Raw genomic sequence first — 25,064 nt, 5'->3', positions numbered from 1 at the left:
CTTCATTTCTTCTCTGCTCAATGTAATTGTCTCCTGTCCCATAGTGACATTATCTCAGAACAGTTATGGGGTGACATTATCACAGCAGAACAACAAACCTTCGAGAATGAAGTTGACTTCACCAACGAAGGCGCTTATACTCCATTTATTAAAACAGTTATAATAAGTATTCGAATATAGGGGTGTATACATGCAGCCTCATACGTACAACACGATCCAAGTGAAGAAAATGAACGTCGAGCTTGTAAAGAACACTTTAAAGGCACAGGGAGTAGGCACGAAAGCATCTATTGCTCAATTAACGAAGTTAAGTGTCGCTACATGCGGAACGATACTCAATGAACTCGTCGCATCCAACGAAGTCATCGAGATGGAGACCGAGGGAGCAAGCGGCGGTCGCCCTGCGAAGCAGTACAAGTACAATGCCGACTTCGGCTGTGTCATTTGCCTGCTCATCAAGACGGAGGGAGGAATATTGTCTATCCACACCAGCTGTGTGAATCTGATCGGTGAGACGTTGAACGAAGCCGTTCACGTGCTGGAGAGAATCGATATGGACGTCATCGATCAGCAGATCGAAATCCTGATGAGCGAGAACAGCAATGTCCAAGCAATAGGCATTGGGATTCCTGGCATCGTCCATCGTGGCGTTATCGGCGTCTGTGACGTGCCGGAGCTGGTGAATCAACCGCTGGGGCCATTTCTGGAAAATAAATACGAGTTATCGATTACGATCGAGAACGATATGAACATGACGGTGTACGGCTTTTACCATATGTTCAATTTCGAGGAGGATAAGACGTTCGCCGTTGTCACGTTTCCGAGAAACCATTTTCCAGGCGCGGGTTTTATTGTGGATGGGCGCATCTTGTCCGGCAACACGAAATTCGGCGGAGAAGTATCGTTCTTACCATTCGGTGTCTCGCGCGAAGAGCAGCTGCGTCTGCTCCATACAGAAGAAGGTTTCGTACAATTGGCATCTCACACGCTGACATCGGTCATTGCAATTATTAACCCGGTGACGATTGCGATTACCGGTGATCTCCCACAGGAGTCGCAGCTCGATGACCTATATCAATACTGTCTGAAGGACATTCCGGAGGCACATATGCCGCAGTTGATTGTGAAGAACGATACGAACCGCGAATATATGACGGGTCTTGCGACTGCAACGCTGGAGAGCTTAACGTACCGGCTGCAGATTATAGAGAAAAGATAAGGATAAAGGAGACAACGATAGAGTGGAGACATCAACTGCTGCTAAAGGCAAAATCAACAAGATGTACGCCATGCAGCTGGCGACGATTTTTATCGGATTTATTATTTTCGGCTTTTCGGAAAATATTAAAGGGCCTGCCATCCCGCGCATTCAATTCGACTTCAGCTTGAATGAGTCGCAGCTAGGTACTTTATTATCGCTCAATGCGCTAGGCTATCTGATCGCCTGTTCGTTCACGGCCTGGCTGACGCGGATATGGGGGATTAAGCGAGTAACGGTTATCGCTTTTGCCTCGATGGCGATATCTGGCGTCTTCATCTTTTTGTCGCAGCAGTACATGTGGTTCTCCGCATCGTACTTCCTGATGTACATAGGGAACGGGATGCTGGAGATCGGCCTAGCCGTACTAGGTGCGCGAATCTTCGTTAGAAATACAGGTACAATGATGAACTTAAGCCATGGCTTCTATGGCCTAAGCTCGACAGTGGCGCCGCTCATTGCAACGGGTCTGATGAAGGTTACAATGTTCGGTCATACGCTGGACTGGCGCGGCATGTATCTCGTCATGCTGATGTTATCGGCTGTACCGATCGTATTCGCGCTGCTCAGTAAGTTCCCGGGGGATGACATTAACCATGAAGAGCGTACGCCGTTTCGGAGCTTGCTGCGGGATCCTGTGTTGTGGCTTATGGTGTTCATTCTCACCTTCGGCGTCGTATCGGAGCTGGCAGTGGGAGGGTGGCTCGTTAACTTCTTGGAGAAAGCGTACGATTGGGATACGGTAAAAGCATCGGGGATGCTGTCTGCATTCTTCCTGTGCTTCGCGCTAGCCCGACTGCTGCTGGGACCCCTAACGGATCGGCTTGGTTTCACACTCTCATTGATCGTGTTCTCAGGCTTGTCTGCTCTATGTACATTCGCTGCCATTCTAGGTGGAGAAAGCTATGCTTTCTTATTCGCTGCTGCTGGTGTAGGCATTGCGATGATCTATCCGACGGTTATGGCCTTCATCGCTAAGCGTTACCCGAACGGAAGCGATACGGCAATTACGTTCACGGTAACGTTGATGGGGTTAGGCAGTGTCATTGGCAACTATGTCATTGGTGGCGTCATCGAGTTCGTCAAAGGTAGGGTTGGTTCTGATTCGGCGAATGGATTGCTGCGCGGTCTTCAAGCAGGCTACGGCTTTATCGGACTATGTGCGGCATTATGTGCAGTAACCGGCATTGTTTTGTATATCCTTCTGCACAAACGTAGAGAAATCATATAATCGAGGTGAAGACCGCCGATCTGGCGGTCTTTTTGTATGCATCTGCAGCGCCATGTGTTTATAAAAGTTATTATGAGGTCTACCATAAATTCCCTGAACTCCTGTATCATAGAACTATCTTGTAATTAAAGAGGGTATGCAAATGAAATTGAAATTATCCCGAGATGACTTGGCATTCCGGCTACATAACCGTGCGGATACAAAATTGATCGTTGCGATGATTAACAAAGATCAACATCATATGCTGCATGGCTATACAGCCGAGAAGTTCGAACAGGATCTAGACGAACCAAGTGAGCGAATTCGCGAGAATACGTTCATTGTCGAGCTTGCGAACAAGATGGTTGGTTATTTCTCTCTCTGTTTCGTTGAACGCGAGACGCATATCTCTGTCTATTGTTACGCGACAGTGGACATGGATTGGCGGAGACGCGGGATCGGGTCGGCGATGTTTGCTTACATATTTGATCATCTCCAGCATGCAGCGCAGCAAGGGAACAAGCCGATTCACTTCATCCATCGTGCATTGACCAGTATCCCAGGCGAAACTGCGCTTGGTGTTAACTTGGACATGGAAGTGCAGAATTGCTTGCAGATTATGTGCCTCGACGACTGGAGTCGAGCGATACAAGACATTCAACCGAACGGATTCCGTTTCCGATCGCCGCAGCTTGAAGACGCAAGCAGCTGGGCTGAGATCTATAACGATGCATTTGGTGGTAACAAAACAGCAGTGAGTGTCATTCATGAGTTTCAAGGAGTAGAGTTCTCACCTGAATTATACTTGATGGGAGTGGACGAGAAGGGTACGCCCGTTGGATTGATCTGCGCGACGAATAGGGGGAATCATGCCCGAATTCCGACGCTTGCGGTTAAGCGTGAATGGCAGCGTCATGGAGTAGGGAGAGCCTTATTGTCCGAGATGCTGCGAGGATTACGAGCTGCAGGTGCCCTCGATGTTCGACTTAGCGTAGAGAGCCGCAATGAAGCGGCGCAAGCGTTATATACGCAGTGTGGATTTGAACCGGAGTATCAGCGGATACACTACAGTACCATTTTCTCGAAAATATAACGGATTTCCTTCATCCTTCAGGATACCCCGACCCATTGCGTGGTATAATCAACAAACAAGAAGGCTCAACCATTAATCGTCCTTGGACGAATGGCTGAGCCTTGTAACGTTCTATATGGACTAACACTCGTTAAGAAAGCTGCTCTGCACTTGCTAAACCAGCTTCTGGCGTATTAGTCGGTGTGATGTTCTTCTTCTTAACCAGCAGACCAAGTGGGAATGCAATAGCAACGATAATGGTTGCAACCATGAATACGTCGTTCACACTCATTGTATACGCGAGCAATGGAATCGTTGCTTGATCTTGACCCGAAGCAGCTAACGAATGTCCATGCGATGTTGCATGTGAGATGAGCAGGGAAGTGAAGAGCGCAATTGCAAATGAACCGCCTACGTTACGAACCCAGTTATTAACCGAGGAAGCATCGCCGGACTGAGCACCTGGAATTTCCTCCATGCCTGCCGTACCTGTTGCAGCAGCGGCGAACGAAACGCCAATGTTACGTACCGTCATCCAGAAAATGATGTAAGCGTGCGAGATGCCAACTTCCATTCGCGTCATCTCGTAGCTGCCGATCAGAATGAGGATGATACCGCCTACCGTTAACCATAACGGGCCGAGTCGGCTGTACAGCTTGCCGGCAACTGGCATGAACAACGCCATGATTAGGGATGCGGGCAGCATGATAATACCTGTATCGAGTGCTGAGATGTGCTGCACGTTCTGTAGGAACAGTGGGATGAGCAGCGTACCCGAATATAGACTGATCATGATCAGCGTTGCAGATACGAGTGAAATCGTAAACCGAGCGTTTGCGAATACTCGCAGATTTAGCAGCGGATTGTCCGTTCGAAGCTCGTGCCAAATGAACAACGCCAACGTCACAAATCCAAGTGCGAACAAACCAAGCGTGCTCCACGAAGTCCAACCCCATTGTCTTCCTTCGCTAAGCCCCAGCAGCAGCGCGGTGCTGCTCACGATAACCGTTGCGAGACCCGCAATATCAAGTGGCTTGCGGCTGCCCATTCGATAATCTGGAATCATCAATTGGATGAATACAATTGCGATAAGGCCGATCGGAATATTAATAAAGAATAACCATTTCCAGCTGAAGCTTTGAATCAACCAACCGCTAAGCGTTGGACCAAAAGCAGGGGACAGCATCGCGGACAGCGCCCAGATACTGACGGCAAATGCTTGTTTTTCTCGTGGGATGACTTGGAAAATAATCGTCATCGTAGCCGGCATAACGAGACCGCTGAACGCACCTTGAATAATACGGAAGGCAATAAGCGATGTTGTATCCCAAGCCAGCGCACATAGCAGCGAGAACAGGACGAAGCCTACCATCGCATACAAGTACAGCTTTTTAAAGCCGAACCGATTACCTAGATAACCCGTTAAAGGCGCAATAACGCCAAGCGACAGCATGAACCCCGTCAATACCCACTGGATCGTATTCAGATCGCTGTGGAAATCTTCAATGAGAAACGGCAGGGCGATGTTGATCGTGCTAATGCCCATGACGCTAAGGAACGAGCCGAAAAAGATCGCGATCATGATCGGCCAGAACCTCACATTGCTGGGTACTGCATTTTCCAGCATGTTTACTTCACTCCATTTCCTGTCTATTTAAGTTTCTACATCATACTACACGACCTAATCGAAGTAAACTAAAATCATTAAAAACGTATAGTTCGTACAGAATGTTTACGTTACCGAAACATTCGTTTATACTATAGACATTAAGGGGGGAACGTGGAATGAAGAAACCGGAGGAACAACCGGGCTTCCGATATAATGACCTCGAGTGCAAATGCAGGCTCGCCAACAAGCTGTTGGCCCCCTTCCGAGCTACGGGCTTTCAACAGCTTAGAATGGACGATATTGCGAAGCAGATGGATATTTCCAAAGCGACTTTGTACAAATATTTCAGTTCCAAGGACGAAATCATTGATCTGATCGTCGATCAATTCGTGAATAGCGTTGAAGAGAATGACGCGGAGGATCTGCCTGGCGCGGAGAATTCGTATGAGGTGCGATTCCGCAACACATTCGTACGAACGCTGATGATCGCAAGCTATCGGTCGGAGCCATTCTTGAGAGACTTGCGCGAGACGTTCCCAGAGCTGTACGGAAAGCTTGAATCGGCCATTGCTGCCCGCAACGAACGGCTGTGCACGTTTTATGAGCAAGGGATGAATGAAGGCGTATTCAATCCTCAGAACGCAACCTTGTTATTGATGCAAGATGAACTGATCTTCCGGAATCTAATGGATCCGATCTATCTGATGAAGCATCACTTAACGCTGCGTAATGCTCTGTGGGATTATTACCTCATTAAGAAACGCCAACTGCTTAGTTCGCCAAAGGATGATGGTGATGAAGTCATGCGTGAACGACTGGATAAGCTGGCGAGTAAGTTTATGTACGGCGTGAGTTAACCAGGATTAACAATGGTGTAATGAACCGTAGGATATATCCTGCGGTTTTTTCACGATAACTGGGGAACAACTAAGATGGCAATGATGCATGATTATACGCACGATGCCAGAGAACAGCTAAGAAGGAAGAGGAAATCCATTGGGGAATGCAGCAATATGGTTAGAGCACTACGGTTATGGGATTCTATTCGCTGCGCTATTGCTTGAGATGCTGGCCTTGCCGCTGCCGGGCGAGATGCTAATGAGCTATACCGGTGTGTTTATCTCCGAGGGCCGCATGAATTTGCTGTTGAGCATCATTGTGGCCGGTGTCGGCGTAACCGCTGGCGTTACTTTATCCTATTTCGTCGGATATAAGCTCGGCAAACCTTTCGTTCTTAAATACGGCAGACACTTTCACATTGGTGAAGCACAGCTAGCGAAGACGTCCGTTTGGTTTGAGAAATATGGAGAAAAGCTGCTGTTCATCGCTTATTTCATACCTGGCGTGAGACATTTCACCGGCTACTTCTGCGGAGTTATGCGGGTGCCATTCCGACATTATGCACTCTACGCTTATACAGGTGCATGGTTCTGGGTATGTACCTTTATCCTGCTGGGACATGCCTTAGGCGAGAAGTTCGAGGCATATCACCATACGATCAACCGATATATGCTTGTGCTGATGCTAGTTGGCGTTGGAACATCGTTGCTGGTTTATTTCTTACAGCGATTAAGAAAGAAAGCTACATAAGAGATTGGGAAGCCGCATAATTGCGGCTTTTTTATTTCGGACCGCATGGGTATAATTGCCATAACAAGAGTAACAGGCAGGAGGATTATCACTGGATTATGCAAACCAAAGATGGAAAGCCAATCATAATAAGACGTTTAAACGAAACGGATGTGCAAGACATCTATGCACTTATGCTGGACGTCTTGTCACGACTGCCATCGCAAGATCTGTTCGCTATGTATGATGAAGCCTTTATTACCTATCACTTGAACGAACATGGTGAAATATACGGTGCGTACGTCAATGGGAACCTTGTTGCGTACTCGGTGATCTCATACCCGGATAAGAGTGATAACCTGGGCCCCGAGTTCGGCGTTCCGGTAGAGGAGCTGTCGCACGTTGCCGTGTTGGATTCGACCGTTGTTCATGAGTCTGTGCGTGGAATGGGGCTGCAGCGCTATTTTCATAGATTAAGAGAGGAACGTGCGCGGAAGAGAGGTTGTCTGTATCTCTATTCCACGGTCCATCCGGATAATTTGCCAAGTGTAAGGAATTTAGATGAAGCAGGATTAACGCTGCAGTTCACACGTCCGATGTATGGCGGCAAGATGAGGCATTGTTATGCGAAGCGGTTGTAGGCCAGGTAAATATACAAGGATGCCGCGTTCAACGGCATCCTTTTTTTCCTGCGCTTGTACTTGCTTGCGATTATGCTATGCTAACAACGACATCAGGTAAGTTATGGGGGTTGTTACGATGAAAAATCTGCTTGTGGCAGATGATGATCCGAATATTCGAGCGCTCGTACGATTTGTGATGACTCGGGAAGGCTACCAGGTACATGAAGCGCAGGATGGAGCCGTTGCGGTTGGAGTCATGCAGCAAACTTCGATTGATCTGGCTATCATTGACGTTATGATGCCGAAGATGGATGGACTCGAACTATGTGAATATATCCGGGAGCACTATGATATTCCAATCGTGATGTTGACTTCCAAGGATCAACTAAGCGATAAGGAGCAGGCGTATCTCAGAGGGACGGATGATTACGTCACCAAACCATTTGAGCCGGAAGAGCTTCTCTTCCGAATCAAAGCGTTATTTCGTCGGTATACGCGCGCTTCAAGCGATATCATTCGCCTGAATCGGATTACGATTGATCGTAAAAATGTAGAGGTGTCCGATGGTCAATCCGTGCTGCTGCTGCCGATGAGGGAATTTGAGCTGCTGGCCCAGCTCGCACAATACCCGGGTCGACTGTTCTCGCGAGAGGAGCTGATACGTCTCGTATGGGGAGCGGATTTCGAGGGGGATGACCGAACCGTTGATGTACATATCAAAAGGCTCCGCCAACGATTCGCGAATTACGTTGATGACTTCAGCATTCAGACTGTACGCGGCATTGGATATAAAGTCGAGGTGAGAGGCAAGTGAAGTCGCTCTATTTCCGTGTATTTCTTATTACGATAGCGGTTATTCTTGTGAGCAGTACGCTCGGCTTCCTAGCATCGAATATCTATTACCACCTAAAACTAAAGCCATATAACGATGAGAAGCTTACCGGCATCGCTGAGCAGATGAAACAGTACATCGAATCGGAACCTGAACAAATGGACAAGTATCTGCGCAATGCGGCTTCTCTCGGATACGAAATCTATGTAACGGATGAACAAGGTAATTCTCAGTTCTACGGCAGTAACTTCAGAGAGCGGGATTTGGATCAACAGGCGGTTGACCTTGTCTTCGGCGGTGAGGTCTACCATGGTGTAGCCCAATTTCCGAACAAACCATTCATCTCTGGTTTCTTCGAGAACCGTTTGAGCAACACGATAGGCTTGCTGGTCCAATTCCCTACGACGAAATATGCTTTATTCATGCGCCCGGACGTGCTTCTGCAATTTGGAGAGCTTCGTACATTTTTTGCATTGGTCGGGTTGTTGACTGTAATCATAAGCATTCTCATCTTCTTGATTAGTACCCGTTATTTGGTGAAGCCGATAACGAGACTGTCCGATGCAACTAAACGAATCTCTCAGGGACATTACAACCTTCGGCTGCCTACAAGAAGACGAGATGAGATCGGCCAGCTTGCGAGCCATTTCATGACGATGAGCAGGGAGCTTGATCGCGTTGATCAAGCGCGTCAGCAATTTGTCTCGAACGTATCCCATGAAATCCAATCGCCGCTCACATCCATTCAAGGCTTCGCCCAAATTCTTGCCAAGCATGAATTATCGACAGCGGAGCGTGCGCATTATATCTCTGTCATTGAAGCTGAGAGCCGTCATCTCTCCATGCTTAGCAAGCAGCTGCTTATGCTTTCCTCACTGGAACAGGGGGAAGATGCACTCAATAAACAACGGATCGTTCTACACACTCACGTCCGACAAGCGGTACAGGTGCTTCAATGGCAGCTGGAGGAGAAGGAGCTGCTATTGAAGCTTTCCATTCCTCCAACTGCCACGATCTATGGTGATGAAGTGCTCTTCATGCAGGTGTGGATGAACCTAATCGCCAATGCAGTGAGCCATATCCCGACAGGACGCAGCATCGAAATTGTAGCTGAGCAAACTGCCTCACATACAGTTATTATCGTAGCAGATACAGGGGACGGAATTGCTCCTGAGCATCTGCCCTTTCTATTCGACCGGTTCTACCGTGTCGACCGCGCCCGCGAGCGCACATCGGGTCGAACGGGTCTTGGTCTTGCAATCGTGAAGAAAATCGTACAGCTCCACGATGGTCAGATTGATGTAAGCAGTTCTCGAGAAACGGGTACAACCTTTACAGTGACGCTTCCGAATTTGTAATGGTTTGTTCACGCGCCGTTCATTTTCACTTCCTAAACTGGTGCCAACCAAGGGAGGGAAGCACGATGTATCTGGCCATTCGAGAGATGAGATTCGCTAAAGTTCGTTATGCGTTAATCGCGACCATTATGCTGCTAATCGCCTTTCTAGTCCTATTCGTCACTGGACTGGCGAAGGGACTCGCTTATGACAATGCAGCTTCGATTGAGAACATGAGCGCATCACATTTCGTAATGGAGAAAGAAGCAAGCCACCGTTTTACGCGATCACTTCTTGAAGAGTCTGTGCTATCTCAGACTGGCAAAGCTATTGGGGAAGAGAATGTACAGTCACTAAGTGTTCGAATGACCACTGTCACAAACGCGGGGGCAGAATTTAAACTCGATGTGACACTAATTGCAGTGAAGCCCGAGGGCTGGTTGATGCCATCGGTATCCGAAGGACATGCGATAACCTCGCAAAGTATAGGCGAAGTGCTGGTCGACAGCAAGATGAAGGAATCCGGGATTGGTATTGGCAGCATAATTGTCGATCAGGGTTCAGGGCTAGAATGGACAGTTAGCGGGTTTGTGAGCGATGAGTCTTTCAGCCATTCGCCAGTCATCTTCTTAAACGAGTCAGACTGGAGGCAGCTCCAACTCAAGATGAACGCGTTGAAAGGAGCTGACGGAGCGGCCTCAGACCGCTCAATCAGTGCAATTGCACTTCGAGCGGATAAGGAGCAAGTCGAGCAACTTGCAGCTGCAATGTCTCAAACCGAGATTGTAACGAAATCCCAAGCTATCGCGGCTATACCCGGATACAAAGAGGAACAAGGCTCTCTGACGATGATGATTCTGTTCTTATATATCATCTCCGTATTCGTATTAGCGGTATTCTTCTATGTCATTACGATTCAGAAGAGTCATCAGTTCGGGGTATTAAAGGCAATCGGTACGCGAACCGGCTATTTGGTCAAAAGCGTATCTCTGCAGATGCTGCTATTGAGCGTCAGCAGTTTAATGATAAGTGTGCTGCTAGTCCGAGCGATCGAAATGATGCTGCCAAGCGGCATGCCGTTTCAACTTCACGTGTCGACCCTTTTAATGACATGCGGAGCCTTTATCGTCATCTCGCTTGTTGGTGCTCTTCTGTCCGTCTATAAAATAAGTCGAATCGATGCGTTGGATGCGATAGGGAGGACGACAGCATGACTTATCGACTCATAATGGACCAAATCACACATAGATTCGAGGACGGAGGCGTACAGCGAACGATTCTCAACAATCTCAGCCTGAAGGTTGCAGAAGGAGAGCTCGTTGCCGTTCTCGGCCCTTCTGGTTCTGGGAAAAGCACCTTTTTATCCATTGCAGGCGCTCTTCTCGCGCCTACGAGCGGCAATGTGCTTCTTGATGGGGAATCGATTACGGGCGAGAACGCTGGTGAGCTGTCGAGCATACGACTTCATCAAATCGGATTCATATTCCAAAGTGCCAATCTGATTCCGTATTTGAAAGCGGAGGAACAGCTGATGTTTGTTGCCAAACAAAGCGGTATCCATTCGTCGCTAGCTGCAAAGCGAGCACGCGCTTTACTAGAGAAGCTAGGAATGTCACATAGACGAGGTGCATATCCGGAAAAGCTGTCAGGCGGTGAACGCCAACGTATCGCTATTGCAAGAGCACTCATGAATGATCCTGCTGTGCTGCTCGCAGACGAGCCGACAGCAAGCCTTGATGCCGCACGAGGCATGGATGTGGTCCAGTTGCTCGCAAGCGAAGCGAAGGAGCTGGGTAAGAGTGCGGTAATGGTTACCCACGATGAGCGTGTCCTTCCGCTATGCGACCGCGTTCTACATTTGGATAATGGATGTTTGATAGAGAAATAAACAAGCGGCAGTCTGGGACGTTATCGGGTCCATGGACTGCCGCTTTTCGATTCGATCGTGTAGTGAATGATACAATCCTCGTAATATTAATCGCATCATGCAACTATCTTCCCACAGAGTAATCGCATACAATATGACTATATCAACTATCTTTACCTTTTATTACATATCGATAGCATGTGATGCGTACGAAGGAGGTATAGTATGACTAAGAAATCATTCTTCATCCTATTCGTTAGCTGCTGCACGGCATTAAGTCTCACATCTTGCAGCGATCCAGACACGAATTCAGATTCTGTGATCAAGTCAGTTGCTGCTAAAGCTAAGGAATTGAAGAAACAGACAGATTCACCGACGCTGGCTGAACTCGTAGATACATATGGCGAATTAGGACTCGTAGATGGTCATAATCATGATGCTAGTGACTCGCAGTATCGTCGATCGGAGTCGATGTGGGCTAGAAATCAAGTCGCTCATGTCGTCCTGTTCGGTGACGTGTCTGAGCCGAGCGCGATCAATACAGATGCGAACAGTTGGACAGCTTATCAATCGAATCCTGAGCTCTACATCCCATATTTCTCTGGTTTCGACCTGCATGATCCTAGCAGCTTGGACGTGGTGAAGGAGAATCTGGAGAAAGGCTACTTCGGACTTGGTGAAATTGCAGGTGCATCGACTTATTCGCCAGTCGTCTCCAACGTTCTATGGAAGGCGAATGATCCCATGGACGGATATCTTCCGCAAATTTATGATCTGATCGCTACTTACAAAGCGCCCATATTGCTTCACATCGATCCTCCGAACGGAGAGCCTGTGGCGAAGCTGGAGCAAGCGATGTCTGAGCATCCGGATACAACCTTCATTTTCGGACATATCAATGCCTATAACACACCTGAAGAGATTGACCGGTTGCTATCGAGCCATCCCAATCTATACGCTGACTTTTTTGCTGGATTCTCAGTTTTTAACCCTGAAGGAGGCTTACACCCAGAGAACTTCATACCCGTGATAAAGAAATATCCCGACCGTTTCATCCTAAGTACCGATTCCGGATATGGTCTTGAAGGTGGAGAAGAGCGGGCAATTGAAGCGATGTATCACATACTCCATCTGCTGGATGATCCGAGGATCGCTCGTATGATCGCACAGGATAATCTTATGAATCTGATCAATGCGCAGCCTGCCACTTCGACCCAGATGAAAGCCATTCAAGGGCTAGGGACGAAGACGGGAAAGTCGTATGGAGAGAAACTAAGCAAGAGAGAAGCTGGTATCATCCTGGCTCAATCAACGAATTAAGGACAATAGAAAAGAGTGAACGACGGAGCGATATTTGTCATGAACTGGCATCTTTCATAGACAAAATCAAAGGCTGTCGCTGCGGCGGCAGCTTTATTAGTTGTGCCTCGAATTGAGACTGGCAATAACCACCTGCCCATTAGGTGCAACCAAATGAAGCTTAAATACGTTTAGATAGTATCTGACTTCGTTTGAAATGAGGGATTAAGTGTGAAAATCAAGAGTAAAGCAAGCGCTGCGGCAATGATGTGCTTATTGTCTGCTGTTCTGCTAGCAGCGTGTGATAATAACGATAAGAAGACCGAGAGCAGTCCGAACGAATCGACTTCGGCAGTGGATAAGGACCAACAGGCAGAGCCGACGCCTTCGGAACAATCATCGAAGGACGATCCAGTTCTAAGTGATTATAATGCATTGAAATCAACTAATCCTGATATAAGTGATAGGCTGAAGTTTCTGAACGAAAATCTAACCAAATTGCAACCAGAGTCTGCTGATCAGATCGTTCGTGATTTGGTTGCCAAGTACGACGAGGAGCTGCCGAGTCGACAGGAGCCATTTTACAAAGAGAATGTTGCAACGGCATTGAATGCATTGGATTGGCCAATCACGAAAGACAACGCAAGTCAGATCAAGGATGATTCGATTCGTACGATGGTCGAAGCGGTGTTCGCGGATGGCTATAAGCTGGAAGCGGTGGAAGGCTCGATTTTCCCAATTGTGGATTACAATTCGCTTCGCCAATATAAGACTGCGCTGACGTCTGCATATGCAACGTATATTGAACTGTTGGCGCAATTATCGGATCAGAAATCGATGTCAGATGGCGGACTTGTTATTACGTGGGATCAATTTGCTGACCGGATGATGATGTACGACCAGTATCTATCCCAATTCGCGAGCAGCCCTGATGCATCTAAGGTGAAAACAATGTATGAGGGAGCACTGACGATTTATATGAGCGGTGCTGACAATTCTCCGATCTATGATCGAGATGGTTCCTACAAGCTGCTGGATGAAGTGAAAACGAGCTATGAGCGCATCGCCAAGGATTTCGCTGACACGCAAACAGGTAAGATCATCCAAGGATACTTAGATGTGCTGCAGCAGTCGAACTGGCAGGTTCGCTCGACCGATGGGAAGTCCGCCGTACAAGCGGTAGACAGCTATCGGGAGAAAGCATTGGCTGAGATCAAGTAATAACGAAGAAGACCGGTTCGTTCCTCCAATAGGTACGGACCGGTCTTTTGTAGTGCCGTACGACCAACTAACTTGCTTGTTCCACTTTCGTTTGCTGCCTAGGGCTTATCTCTTGCCGACGACGTTTGCTTATGACAACTAATGTTAACGCAATTACTGTAAGGATAACGCTTAGCATGCGGAAACCATGATAACTGAAATGTCCGCCCATTACGACACCGATTAATAGGGAAGAGAGAATAGTACCTATATATCGTGATGTGAGGAATAAGCCGGACGCTACACCGATCATCGAGGTCGGAGCGCTGCGGAACAAGGCAGCCTGCATCCCAACGCTATTCAAGCCGTTGCTAATGCCAAACGCTGCTAGAGCAAGACTAACAAGGACTACTGGCGAATGCTCATTCAGTGTTATAAGCCATATCGATCCGACGGTCATGAGCAATGCAGATACGATTAGTGCTGGCCGTGGACCCGATCGTTCAACCCATCGACCTGCAATTGGAGAAGCGGCGAGCGAACAAACCCCTAAGCTTAGCATCAACATTCCGGTATGATATTCACTTACATGACGCACTGTCTGCAGATAGGAAGGAAGCCCGAAGAAGACCGAGTAGAACAACATGTTCATGAGCATGAATTCAACATTAACCCAGGTCAAAGAAGGATACTGGGCGAAGGTGCGCAGCGGAATGAAGGGAGACGATGTACGTAATTGCTGCTTGATGAATGCGAATAAGAGTATAATGCCGATTAGTCCAACAATGATATTGGTTAATGATAAATGACCGGATGATTTGGCTGAGAGTAACCCGATCAGCAAGGTAATTAATCCACCTGTAAAAAGCGCTATACCTAGCGGGTCCATCCTTGCGATCCACTGACGAACAGACGTACCATTACGTTCAGAGGATGGTCGACCATCCTTTGGTACTACGCGCCAAGCAAGCACGAGGCTGCCGATAACGAAGGGAAGATTGACGAGGAAGATTGCTTGCCAATCCCACCAGTGCATTAACATTCCGCCAATGAACGGCCCAATGGCTGCAGCGCCAGATAAGAAAATGCTAAGCACAGATAGTGCGATTGCCTGCTTCTCTGTCACATGAACGCGAACGATCGCCATCCCAACGGCAATCATCATACTGGTGCCGATCGATTGAACGACACGGAATACGATCAGCCATCCGAAGCTTGTAGATAGCGGAGCGAATAAGGATGCTGCGAATGCGACCAATAAGCCCATGATGAAAATCTTCCTGCGGCCGAACAAATCGCTCGCCTTGCCCATGACAGGCTGCGCTACGGCACTTGCAATATAGAACGAGAAAATAATCCAAGACACCTTAGTGAAATCAAGTCCAAACGCCTGCTGCAAGTCAGGAATTGCGACTGATACCATCGATGAATTAAGTGGGTTCAGCATAATCCCCAGACCTATAGCAATCATTAGCCACCAGCTTCGTGCACCCATGAATACATCCCCCTTACGTTGTGTGATGCTATCTTACAAGATGTCATTGATTTACTCCAACGCATTTCATGTTATGATCTCATTGACTAGAAGGAATGAGAGGAGAATCGTGAGATGGAGCTTCTTCAAATCCAATACTTTATTACGGTCGCGAGACTGGAGCATGTCACCGAAGCGGCACGCACACTGCATGTCACGCAATCTTCACTTAGTAAAACGATTCAACGTCTTGAAGAGGACCTTGGAGCACCGTTGTTCGATCGAACCGGGAGAAATCTCCGATTGAATGAGTTCGGCATTCGGTTCCTGCGCCGTGCGGAGAGGGCTATGCTCGAATTAGAGCAAGGAAGGCTGGAAATCGAGGATCTAACGAAGCATGAGCACCGTGCCCTCAAATTAGCGGTCACCACCGCAAGTACGCTGCCATCGATTCTTCGTGAGTTTCGGAAGCAGCTGCCGGATATTCAATTCCATGTCCAGATGCTAACGACGCAGGAGATGGTCACGCTTCTGCGCCGAGGAGAGGTCGATTTCTGCTTATGCTCTCCGCCGATTCAGAACGAAGACATCGAGTGTCAGATCGTATGTGTTGATCCGGTCGTCGTCGCTGTGCCGGCAGGACATCGCTTCGCACATCGAACAAGCATTTCGTTAATCGAATTGAAAGACGAATGGTTTGTTGGGGTGAAGAAAGGGTATGGGACTCGCGATTGGGTCGATGAGGTATGCAGATCGGTAGGATTTGAACCGCAGTACATATTCGAAGGGGATGAGCCAGCAAGGTTGAGCGCATTGGTTGAAGCGGAAATCGGAATCGCCTTCATCCCAAGTACAGCAAGGTACGCGCGTGACAGCATCCACTATATTGCCATCGAGGATCAACAATTGGCGAGGGAAATCGCATTATTATGGCACAAAAGCCGATATATCTCGCGAGCCGCACAACAATTCCGAGAGGTTGTCGTCGACTATTTCGATGCGTTCACATCAAGCGGAGCTGCGAAGTGATCCAAACATCCGTAAAAGCGCAGTTGCCGAAGCAGCTGCGCTTTTATCACGCTCTTTCCTCCGAAAAGGCCTTCTGCCGGGGTGCTCGCGTGCTTCCACAACATCGAAATATTTTATCATCTTAACTATTGTTCTTGATAACAAGACCATTTCACGATACGATATGTTTCAGGAATATAATGGTGTTGAAAACTTTATTCGTAAGAACATATAGGGGTTAACTACGCTATGGATCAAATCAAATGGATGTCATTACTACTTATCCTTGCAGCGGTCGTAATGATATATATCGCTTTCCTCTCCTATCAGAAGCGCCATCTGCCGGTTGCCAGAACGCTGATTCTGATCATGATCGGGGCATCTTTCTATGCTGTTGGGTATGCGTTCGAACTTCTAAGCAGTAACCTGCAAGAAGTAAAGCTAGCTCTGCAAATCGAATACATAGGCATTCCGTTCATCTCGACGCTTTGGTTCTATCAAGTCATTCAATTTACTGGGACAGTCAGCCGGTATCGAAGGCGCCTTGCACTCGTGTTATTCTTCATCCCTACAGCAATCTTCTTCCTACATCTCACCAACGATTGGCATCATCTCATCTATGAGAGCTACAGCTTGAACAAGGATGCGTTAATTCCTTTGTACACCACAGTCAAAGGGGTTGGCTATCAAGTTCATGTGCTCTATAACTACTTTGTTCTTCTATGCGGATACATTTTATTGTTGCCGAAATATTGGAACTCCTCGAGGATCGTACGGAGGCAGATTATTGTATTGGCCATGGCTGCCGCCGCTCCAATGCTGTGCAATATGTTCTTCTGGTTTGGAATCGTTGTAGATCTTACCCCTTTCGGATTTGTTGCATCTGGCATGCTCTATGTATGGGGGATACTGAAGTTTCATTTGCTCCGTTTCACGCCAATTGCAATGACGCAGCTGTTTGATACCATACGCGACGGCGTCGTTCTTCTGGATGATGAGGATCGAATCGTAGGCTACAATCGTGCGGCGGAGCTAGTGCTTCCCGAGCTTCACACGAAGAAGCAGTATCCGGCCTATGTTGGTGATCTGCTATCGCATGTACCTGAACTGGTCGAGTTTATACGATCTGCTGATGCATGGGATGAACGTGTTCCGTTCCATCGTCACAAGCCCGAAGGGGACAGGTTCTATCTATGCAGCGTGACCTATATTTACGATTCAGATGTTGCTATTGGTAAAATGATTCTGTTCTACGACATTACCCAGCTGAAGGCGAACGAAGCACAGCTGCGTGAGAATGCTAGACAGCTCTCGGAGCTGAACGCATTCAAAGACAAGCTCTTCACGATCGTTGCGCATGATATTCGCGATCCGATAGCCATTCTCGTGAACCTAACCGAGCTGCTCGGAGAAGAACTGGCGGCGACCGAAGATCAACACGCCGAGGTGTTCCTAGAGCTGCAGCGACAGGTGCAGGGCACATTCCAGCTCGTTGAGAATTTGCTGGATTGGTATCGAAGTCAGAATGGCAAAGTCATGTTTCATCCGCTTGATTGGAATTTGCAGCAGGTCGTGTATCAAACGTTATCCATTGCTGGATCGAAGGCAGGCCTTAAGCTCATTCGTTTGACAGAGCGAATTGATGACAGAATTACGGTAAGTGCAGATAAAGAAATGCTTGATTTTATACTGCGGAACTTAATCGCGAACGCGATCAAATATACGCACATAGGCGGATGGGTAGAGGTTGTGGCAACATTGGAGGGCGATCAGGTTACGGTATGCATCCGTGATAATGGGGAAGGGATCGATGAGCTAACCGCGGAGCTGCTGCGTCAAGAAGAACCAATATTCAAGGCGCCAGCTAATGGGGAGGAAGCCGGCAATACGCGGTTCGGGGTTGTGCTGGCCCGTGAATTCGTCCATATGCATGGAGGCAGCCTGTGGTTCAACAGTGTGTCTGGTGAAGGCTCAACGTTCTGTTTCACATTACCGGGGTCGATGTCTGAGGGTAGGAGCGGCGTGACAGACGATCCTAGAGAGGAGCGGCGTCGTGAAAGTAATCGTGGTGGACGATGAGCCAGCGATGCATCTGATCTTGAGCAAAATGCTAGGCAAGCTGCCTGGCATTCAAGTAGCCGGCACCTTCTCGGACGCGCAGTCTGCACACAGCTTTCTGAATGACAACACAGACATCGGCCTCGCATTCGTCGACATCTCCATGAATGGCGAGAACGGCATGGAATTTACGTCGAAGCTGGAACGCGCCGGTTCTCAAGTACAGATCATTTTCGTCACATCCCACAAGGATTTCGCTCTGGAAGCTTATGAGCTGTCTGTTCTAGACTATTTAGTCAAGCCCGTCTCTCAAGACAGGCTCCAACGTGCTGTTAATCGCGCTTTGATGATATGGCGGGCCTCTCACACAACATCCATTCCATCACAACCGAGCTCGACTCCGTTAGGACAAACCGTCATCACGATGCTTGGCGACGTCGTTGTTAGCAATGCGGCTGGACGGGTGAAATGGATTTCGCGCAAATGCGCAGAGTTGTTCGCTTATCTCATCCTGCATCGGGGCAGGCGGATTCCACGTTCAAGACTGTTAACAGACATCTTCGGAGGCATGGATCTGGAAGGGGCAGTCAACTATTTGAATACGACCGTCTATCAATTGCGTAAGTCACTGGAACCATTAGGTTTGCGTGAGGCGATACGTTCGGAGAACGATGGCTATGCGATTGAATTATTAGATCCCGCCATCGATTCCATCACATTCGAGCGGCAACTGGTGAAGCTGTCTGCGATTAATGCCGACAACATCGAGGATGCGATGAAGATTGAACAACTGTATACAGGCGATCTATTCGGAGACAAAGCCTATGTATGGGCAGCGCATGAAGTGGAGCGTATCGTGCGACTGTACATTGGATTCGCTGTCAAGCTTGCTGCGGCATTAATTGCGATACGAGAGATGAGCACGGCATCTAAGCTGCTGCTCAAGCTAATCGATCGCTACCCGTTCGAAGAATCGATCGTCCTGCATCTCATGCTTATTCGCGTGCAGACCAAGGATAAGAAAGGGTTGACGGCGCTGTACATGAATTATGCGCAGCTTCTTGAACGTGAACTTGGTATTGGGCCTTCCGAGGAGATGGAAGAGCTGTATCGAATATCGATGAATCGCTTATCTAATAAGAAAACGGACCAATAAATGATATTTAGAAAAACCGCGAAGCCTTGATGCTTCGCGGTTTTTCTGTTTGGACGTTCGATGTTTTTTCATTATTCTTTTATTTCGCAATTGTACGCTTAGATCGTGAACATGAAGACAATACCTGCTGAAACGCAAGCGATACAATAGGAGGCGTAATCATTCGATGAACAACAAACTGATCTTCGAGCAATATGACATGGTCGTATCAATCACGGAGAAGACGCTGAATGACCAGCTGACGCACCTGCTGCAAATGGGCATCATTCAACCCGAATTCATTGTACTCAAAACCTACGACCGACCGAGCAAGAAGTATGTGTTTCAAGTGCTAGCATCTTCAGATGAAATTCCTCGAAACCCAGACGGCACGCCAAAGCAATCATGTATCGATGGCGTTATTCACCCGCAAGTTACGATAGCGCGAAGTGGAACGGACATCGTATTCGAGCTTAACTTCTTATCTGGCACTGCTTATCTATGGGACGGTGCCGGACCGGAAGCCCAGTTAGTGGCCTATGACATGACGGATTGGAAATATGGGATTTCCATAACGATGGACTTGAAATCGGTTGAGAAGGAGTCGTTAACGAACAACCGATCGGTTCCGGATTTGGTCAAAGATCAGTTGTATCATTTCATGGATCATATGTTCACCGTCAACTCGCTATTTATGGATTTCGAGTCTACCGATCTGCTTCGCTTCGATCCAACGCATACGGATACGGGGAAGGATGCAGGCGATCTAGGCTGCGAGCAGTTTGTACTCTTCATGCAAGCCTATTTGAGGGAGCTGCAGGCTAAGGGAAACCCATATATTCTGGGTTACGCCATTCACACGACGCCGCTCACAGATCCACCGTCGCAGCTGCAAGTGCCTGACGCACTTCAACCCGTAGGTACGACGTTCACCATGTTCCATGATGCCGACAACTCGAACATGAGCACCTTGAATTTCATACTGGCGACCAAGGGCGGGCACAGATCAGTTGAAGGAACGCCTGGTATATTCGATACGAACTGGATTGGAACGACAGAGCAGTGCGACGCCAAAATGATTTATTCGCACCATGTGCTGGTGGAAGAGTTTCTACTTCGACCGATTTTCGATCAGATGAGCTCTGGGATTTACGGTCATATTCTCAACCATATTCATGTCGGGATGGGCAATCCATATGAGGATGCTAAGCGCGCTTACGTGAATCCTGACGGGACATACGGGTTCTCCTACAATATCTCGGATGTCAATTCCGGGGATAACCAATACGTGAATAGGTTCTCTGTGAATATCGCCAACAACACCGCAGCCTCCAAGATTGATCTCAACTTCAATGGGCATATCGCTTTGTACCGAAATGTATCGCGGGATATGGGTTTTTGTACGGCTCATGCTTGGGCGCAGGGCAGTGTCGACTGGAGCGGCACGATTTCGCTGATCGCTTCCGTCGCCGACAATCGCCCGGTGTTGTCCATGACCAACAGCTTCAAGATTGATCAATCCTCGTCTAACTCGGGCAAGAACGACTGCGCCAAAGCGTTTGAAATATTCGGTGAGATCGTTAAAGGGATTCTTGATGTGCTTACCTTCTTTTCGGCAGGGGATTTCTTCCATGATCTGTTCGACCAAGTGTTCAAGCTGGACATTCCGGGGATTGGCGATATCGGCAATGTGTTTGGCAATCTCTCGAACGTGTGTCAGACGACGATTATGCTGCCGGCCGGCCAAGTGTTCTTTTTCAAAAATCCATCGGCGGACAACGAAGGGAATTTCATGCTTGAACTGACGTATAAGGCGGAGAACTAAGTCGAGGCGACGAACTGATCATTAAGGAGGTTAATCATTAATATGGAAAATCAATATCCTTCGGATATCGTTACACTGCCAGCGTCGAACTTGGAGGGGACATCGCAGGTTACATGCCATATCGCAAGTGAGTTGATGAAGAACCATCAACCGCCGTCCATTTTAGAGCCGAATTCAAATATCGCGGTCGTACAGGACAGCCAAGGCAAGCCAATGATCTTCTCGATTGGAACGGATGATGTATTTCGACTGCTCAAATACGATGAATCGTCTGCAACTGGATTCTCCGCTATTGAACTAAGCAGTGGATTCATAGAGCACACTACTGCAAGAACGTTTGCTGTGTCGCAGGACAAAAAAGGCAGCATCACGGTCGCTGTCGCGCTGAGCAAGGCAGGGGAAGCGGCAACGACAATATACATTGCTTCTATGCTATCGGATGATTACACGCAGACGGATTGGCACTCATTCGGCGCTTTGACTAAGGCGGTTACCGGAGTCGACAAGGCATTTGGCGCTGAGAAAATGCTCATCGGCACTTCGGATGACGGGCAAGCGCCGCTGCTCATTGTTTCCGGTCATATTAATGGCCCTAAATATTATTATCAAATCGATGCAGCCGCAGCGTCCGCGGTCAAATGTGAATTCCCGCAGAACGTCAACCAAGATCCTAATAGCCTTCAGGATATGTCCATCGGTTATGCGTTCGGTCAGCGCGCGATCTATTTTCTGTACAAGATTGGCAACTCCCAGACACTCGAATGTTCGACGATCGCCAATAGCAAGCTTGGTAAAATGCACTATGATTATAGTCCGGGCAATCAGAAGATCGATCCGAGCTTCCGGAACCTGCATTACAACTGCCTATCTACACCGACCGGGGCACAAACGAACCCGCTGCTCCTATCATCCGATCTTTACGTCGGAACGAATACAGGCATATATGTATTCAAAGATGCGAAGATCCGAAGCATGCAGAAGGTGACCGACAAGCTCCAAGACGTGCATGAAATCATCGTCAAGGAGGACCGTGACAACATCTCGATCTGGGCGATGTGCAGCCCGAATAAGTTGTATTACATCTACGGCAAGAAAGGCAGCACCTACAGCTGGAACGAACCGGTTCTGTTCAGCGGTTCCGCCATTCATATCGCGCCGATTCGCAGTCACCTGAAGCTTGCCAATGAGCTATTCCTCGTCAATCAAGATCAGAGCCTCACGCATTATTGGCAGGATCCGCAATCTACGCTGTGGCAGCAGCGGGTGATGAATTTTGCTCACGCCGGCAAGACGCTTGAGTTCAACTCCTTTACTACCCATATCCATCTAGACAATGATCAAGGTGCGCCGCTGCAAGGCTGCAAACTGCGCATCACTTCATCCGAATGGATGTATGTTCAGATGAATGGTTTGACCTACAGCCTGGATCAGCATAATGCTGCTGAAGTAGAGACTGACTTAATGGGCAATGTGACCATCGTTCAGATGACCAGTGATATCTCTTCGGCAATCTATCATGTAGAAGCGGACTTCCTGGACAAGACGCTGAACATTTATCCGAACGGGCGCATTCATAAGGGACTTCAAGTAATAAAGAGCGGGGGGGATCTGAAGAAAGCTGTAACGGCCGATGGCAAACCGGTTGTCACAGCACAGCTGGATGACAAGACATTAGATGGCGTTGCCAGCAGTATCGCTCAGATATCGGATGCAGGTGCTTCATTCATGGCAGGAGCTGGAACATCCGCGAACACATTCGTTTCCGTCACAGATCAAGCGGTCAAACATACGGGCCTGCTCAACGTTTCGCATTTGCCGACTGGCTTCGTTACAGGAATGAAGGTTCAGAACGGTTTACTGCAGCCTTACGTTCCGCTGGTGCAGCCGAAGCTGCTAGGCGATATATTCGACGACATCGGCTCCGTCGCTGGAGATGTGTTCCATACGTTAGAGCATGTATTCGAAACCGCGATCCAATATATACGGGACGGCGTTACCTATTTGCAGGATGGAATTAGCTTCGTGCTCGAGAAAGTCGGAGATGGCCTAACGTTCGTGCTCACCTTAGCCGACAAGGTCATGAAGATCGCGCTCAAGACGCTCGGCTGTGTGTTCAAAGCGTTGAACTGGGTGTTGAAGCTGGTTGGCATCGATCTCAATAAGGTGCTCGAATGGCTTGGTCGCTTGTTGGGGTGGACCGATATTTTGGAGACGAGCGACCGGTTGATCGACATGTTCAACGGCGTGTGCGACTCGCTTGTAGAGGCGATTCCAGCTATGCGTGCGAATATTACAGGAACATTGGAAGCAATTGAACACCAAATCGCAGAGCCATCGATCGTAGATAAATTCAAACAATCGAACATAGAGAAGCCATCCATAATCGGTACCGGCATCGCCGCCTTGTTCCAGAATCCGATGACGAACTGGCCAATGTATCACATCTTGCATGGTAACTTCTTCTCGGGAAGCGGTTCAAGCGGCGGGGACGATAGTGGAATTGCGCAGCAAATTCAGCAGACGCTTGGCAAGTTCGTTGATCAAGGTCTGTTCACCGCAGAGACGGCACTACAGCTGATGATCGAGACGTTCATCGAAGAGATTCCGAAGCTGGCCATCGGGGATATTCTCAGCAAACTGCTTCAGATCATCGCCGTAGCCTCGATCGAAACCGTTAAGCATACGGTTGAAGCGGTATTCAGCTTAGGTAAGATTCTTGTTCAGGCAATCAAAGAGATGCTCAATGAGGAAGTGGAAGTACCTATTCTGTCCAGCCTGCTTGAGCTGATTATAGGGGATCGCAAGCTGACGCTGCTAAGGGTATTCACCTTGATCGCGGCGATTCCGACACGCATTATCTATCGGATTGCCACAGGTGACTCGCTTGCGAATGATAAAATCGGTATTTTGCAGAAGGATGATTTGCGCAATCTGATTACAGGTCAAACTTCGGGCTTGCCGAAACAGCTCAAGTTAGGTGAGACACAGCAGATGACAGCAGCTGCAGTCCAGAATGAGGCGCTGATTCGTGCTGAAAAGGAAGAGAATAAACAAAAGGAAGAAGATGGATATAAAGAAACCGTAGATGTAATGAATTACTTTTATATCGTTTTACGGAGCATCGAAGTGGTTTGTGCAAACATCAGTTTGGCTGAATACACCTATACGCCGAATGATGGTGGGGCACGATTGCCAATTGCAAGACCTATTCTGAACTTCGCGCAAAAGACAGAGATCGCATGGTCGGCATTGGCACTTGGCTGTGTTGCATATAACATATATGAGACCAATACATCGGTATCCATGGAAATATCTGCTTACCAAATTGTGATCTTGACTTTCTCAAGTATTAAGATTCTCTTGAGTGGTATCGGTAGATATAAACCAGAATATAAAATATTCGCACGTGTCTTTTCCATGATCAGTTACAGCGTTGCATTAGTTCTTCCTTGGATTATTGCATCTCCCAATACGGACAAGAATCGATCGAACAATATGAGAATCGCATCAAACGTCTTCCTAAATTTGTATAAAGTAATTGCTAATGTGCCAGCCAAGATTAAGACTCTACCAGCACTGTTTGCGCTAGTTGCAATCAATACGACGTTCGGGCTGACGCATGTCTCACTTGTCGCCGCCAGAATCCCCACTGATAAAGAAGATCACGTTACGTTCTCGATTGTGTAGC

20 protein-coding genes are annotated in these 25,064 nt (G+C 48.0%); 18 read left to right on the top strand and 2 right to left on the bottom strand.

Annotation, left to right across the window (positions count from 1 at the left end; genetic code table 11):
• The 4 genes from DFQ01_RS31370 to DFQ01_RS13480 all read left to right on the top strand — a co-directional run.
• A partial coding sequence (locus DFQ01_RS31370) for a hypothetical protein (RefSeq protein WP_281272010.1) occupies nt 1-180 on the top strand: 180 nt, incomplete at its 5' end.
• A 10-nt stretch (nt 181-190) separates the two neighbouring features.
• Entirely contained in the window at nt 191-1,219 is a 1,029-nt protein-coding gene (locus DFQ01_RS13490) for an ROK family protein (RefSeq protein ID WP_110044410.1), read from the top strand.
• Between the two features lie 61 nt (nt 1,220-1,280).
• Entirely contained in the window at nt 1,281-2,489 is a 1,209-nt protein-coding gene (locus DFQ01_RS13485; RefSeq protein WP_110044423.1) for an MFS transporter, read from the top strand.
• A 142-nt stretch (nt 2,490-2,631) separates the two neighbouring features.
• Nucleotides 2,632-3,561: a GNAT family N-acetyltransferase gene (locus tag DFQ01_RS13480; RefSeq protein WP_174812683.1), complete on the top strand. Its 930-nt coding sequence runs from the start codon at nt 2,632-2,634 to the stop codon at nt 3,559-3,561.
• A gap of 130 nt (nt 3,562-3,691) precedes the next feature.
• Here the strand turns inward: DFQ01_RS13480 and DFQ01_RS13475 are convergent, their stop codons facing one another.
• Complete coding sequence (locus DFQ01_RS13475; RefSeq protein WP_110044408.1) at nt 3,692-5,167, bottom strand: MDR family MFS transporter; 1,476 nt, start codon at nt 5,165-5,167, stop codon at nt 3,692-3,694.
• Nucleotides 5,168-5,325: 158 nt separating this feature from the next.
• On the opposite strand from DFQ01_RS13475, the gene DFQ01_RS13470 reads away from it, so the two are divergent.
• The 9 genes from DFQ01_RS13470 (at nt 5,326) to DFQ01_RS13430 (ending at nt 13,897) form a co-directional block, all read left to right on the top strand.
• Entirely contained in the window at nt 5,326-6,006 is a 681-nt protein-coding gene (locus DFQ01_RS13470) for a TetR/AcrR family transcriptional regulator (RefSeq protein WP_110044407.1), read from the top strand.
• A 139-nt stretch (nt 6,007-6,145) separates the two neighbouring features.
• Nucleotides 6,146-6,739: a DedA family protein gene (locus tag DFQ01_RS13465; protein WP_217490337.1), complete on the top strand. Its 594-nt coding sequence runs from the start codon at nt 6,146-6,148 to the stop codon at nt 6,737-6,739.
• Between the two features lie 98 nt (nt 6,740-6,837).
• On the top strand, nt 6,838-7,359 hold the full coding sequence (locus tag DFQ01_RS13460; protein ID WP_110044406.1) for a GNAT family N-acetyltransferase: 522 nt from the start codon (nt 6,838-6,840) through the stop codon (nt 7,357-7,359).
• Nucleotides 7,360-7,477: 118 nt separating this feature from the next.
• Nucleotides 7,478-8,155, top strand: coding sequence for a response regulator transcription factor (locus tag DFQ01_RS13455; RefSeq protein ID WP_110044405.1), 678 nt, complete (start codon nt 7,478-7,480; stop codon nt 8,153-8,155).
• Complete coding sequence (locus tag DFQ01_RS13450) at nt 8,152-9,531, top strand: sensor histidine kinase (protein WP_110044404.1); 1,380 nt, start codon at nt 8,152-8,154, stop codon at nt 9,529-9,531. Before DFQ01_RS13455 ends, DFQ01_RS13450 begins: the two co-directional genes overlap by 4 nt.
• A gap of 65 nt (nt 9,532-9,596) precedes the next feature.
• Nucleotides 9,597-10,724, top strand: a complete 1,128-nt coding sequence (locus tag DFQ01_RS13445) for an ABC transporter permease (RefSeq protein ID WP_110044403.1) — start codon at nt 9,597-9,599, stop codon at nt 10,722-10,724.
• On the top strand, nt 10,721-11,398 hold the full coding sequence (locus tag DFQ01_RS13440; RefSeq protein ID WP_110044402.1) for an ABC transporter ATP-binding protein: 678 nt from the start codon (nt 10,721-10,723) through the stop codon (nt 11,396-11,398). The genes DFQ01_RS13445 and DFQ01_RS13440 overlap by 4 nt, the downstream gene beginning before the upstream one ends.
• 204 nt (nt 11,399-11,602) lie before the next feature.
• Nucleotides 11,603-12,697, top strand: coding sequence for an amidohydrolase family protein (locus tag DFQ01_RS13435; RefSeq protein WP_110044401.1), 1,095 nt, complete (start codon nt 11,603-11,605; stop codon nt 12,695-12,697).
• A 210-nt stretch (nt 12,698-12,907) separates the two neighbouring features.
• Complete coding sequence (locus tag DFQ01_RS13430; RefSeq protein ID WP_110044400.1) at nt 12,908-13,897, top strand: hypothetical protein; 990 nt, start codon at nt 12,908-12,910, stop codon at nt 13,895-13,897.
• Between the two features lie 67 nt (nt 13,898-13,964).
• Here the strand turns inward: DFQ01_RS13430 and DFQ01_RS13425 are convergent, their stop codons facing one another.
• Complete coding sequence (locus DFQ01_RS13425; protein ID WP_110044399.1) at nt 13,965-15,371, bottom strand: MFS transporter; 1,407 nt, start codon at nt 15,369-15,371, stop codon at nt 13,965-13,967.
• A gap of 114 nt (nt 15,372-15,485) precedes the next feature.
• On the opposite strand from DFQ01_RS13425, the gene DFQ01_RS13420 reads away from it, so the two are divergent.
• From DFQ01_RS13420 to DFQ01_RS13400, 5 genes are all read left to right on the top strand, one after another.
• Entirely contained in the window at nt 15,486-16,379 is an 894-nt protein-coding gene (locus DFQ01_RS13420; protein ID WP_110044398.1) for a LysR family transcriptional regulator, read from the top strand.
• Between the two features lie 228 nt (nt 16,380-16,607).
• A complete protein-coding gene (locus DFQ01_RS13415) occupies nt 16,608-18,437 on the top strand; it encodes a sensor histidine kinase (RefSeq protein ID WP_110044397.1) in 1,830 nt (609 codons plus the stop codon).
• A complete protein-coding gene (locus DFQ01_RS13410; RefSeq protein ID WP_110044396.1) occupies nt 18,412-19,572 on the top strand; it encodes a response regulator in 1,161 nt (386 codons plus the stop codon). The genes DFQ01_RS13415 and DFQ01_RS13410 overlap by 26 nt, the downstream gene beginning before the upstream one ends.
• Before the next feature lie 166 nt (nt 19,573-19,738).
• Nucleotides 19,739-21,376: a hypothetical protein gene (locus tag DFQ01_RS13405; protein ID WP_110044395.1), complete on the top strand. Its 1,638-nt coding sequence runs from the start codon at nt 19,739-19,741 to the stop codon at nt 21,374-21,376.
• A gap of 42 nt (nt 21,377-21,418) precedes the next feature.
• Entirely contained in the window at nt 21,419-25,063 is a 3,645-nt protein-coding gene (locus DFQ01_RS13400; RefSeq protein WP_110044394.1) for a hypothetical protein, read from the top strand.
• Nucleotide 25,064 lies beyond the last annotated feature (1 nt).

Source organism: Paenibacillus cellulosilyticus, from assembly GCF_003182255.1.
GTDB classification, from domain to species: domain Bacteria; phylum Bacillota; class Bacilli; order Paenibacillales; family Paenibacillaceae; genus Paenibacillus_T; species Paenibacillus_T cellulosilyticus.
This window is presented reverse-complemented; position numbering and strand designations above follow the sequence as displayed.

What these genes read in the sequence shown, in the direction of transcription:
- DFQ01_RS13435 (WP_110044401.1), top strand. Translation starts at nt 11,603, where the DNA reads ATGACTAAGAAATCATTCTTCATCCTATTCGTTAGCTGCTGCACGGCA.
- DFQ01_RS13455 (WP_110044405.1), top strand. Translation starts at nt 7,478, where the DNA reads ATGAAAAATCTGCTTGTGGCAGATGATGATCCGAATATTCGAGCGCTC.
- DFQ01_RS13470 (WP_110044407.1), top strand. Translation starts at nt 5,326, where the DNA reads ATGAAGAAACCGGAGGAACAACCGGGCTTCCGATATAATGACCTCGAG.
- DFQ01_RS13445 (WP_110044403.1), top strand. Translation starts at nt 9,597, where the DNA reads ATGTATCTGGCCATTCGAGAGATGAGATTCGCTAAAGTTCGTTATGCG.
- DFQ01_RS13460 (WP_110044406.1), top strand. Translation starts at nt 6,838, where the DNA reads ATGCAAACCAAAGATGGAAAGCCAATCATAATAAGACGTTTAAACGAA.
- DFQ01_RS13440 (WP_110044402.1), top strand. Translation starts at nt 10,721, where the DNA reads ATGACTTATCGACTCATAATGGACCAAATCACACATAGATTCGAGGAC.
- DFQ01_RS13420 (WP_110044398.1), top strand. Translation starts at nt 15,486, where the DNA reads ATGGAGCTTCTTCAAATCCAATACTTTATTACGGTCGCGAGACTGGAG.
- DFQ01_RS13425 (WP_110044399.1), bottom strand. Translation starts at nt 15,371, where the DNA reads ATGGGTGCACGAAGCTGGTGGCTAATGATTGCTATAGGTCTGGGGATT.
- DFQ01_RS13485 (WP_110044423.1), top strand. Translation starts at nt 1,281, where the DNA reads ATGTACGCCATGCAGCTGGCGACGATTTTTATCGGATTTATTATTTTC.
- DFQ01_RS13475 (WP_110044408.1), bottom strand. Translation starts at nt 5,167, where the DNA reads ATGCTGGAAAATGCAGTACCCAGCAATGTGAGGTTCTGGCCGATCATG.
- DFQ01_RS13490 (WP_110044410.1), top strand. Translation starts at nt 191, where the DNA reads ATGCAGCCTCATACGTACAACACGATCCAAGTGAAGAAAATGAACGTC.
- DFQ01_RS13405 (WP_110044395.1), top strand. Translation starts at nt 19,739, where the DNA reads ATGAACAACAAACTGATCTTCGAGCAATATGACATGGTCGTATCAATC.
- DFQ01_RS13415 (WP_110044397.1), top strand. Translation starts at nt 16,608, where the DNA reads ATGGATCAAATCAAATGGATGTCATTACTACTTATCCTTGCAGCGGTC.
- DFQ01_RS13400 (WP_110044394.1), top strand. Translation starts at nt 21,419, where the DNA reads ATGGAAAATCAATATCCTTCGGATATCGTTACACTGCCAGCGTCGAAC.
- DFQ01_RS13480 (WP_174812683.1), top strand. Translation starts at nt 2,632, where the DNA reads ATGAAATTGAAATTATCCCGAGATGACTTGGCATTCCGGCTACATAAC.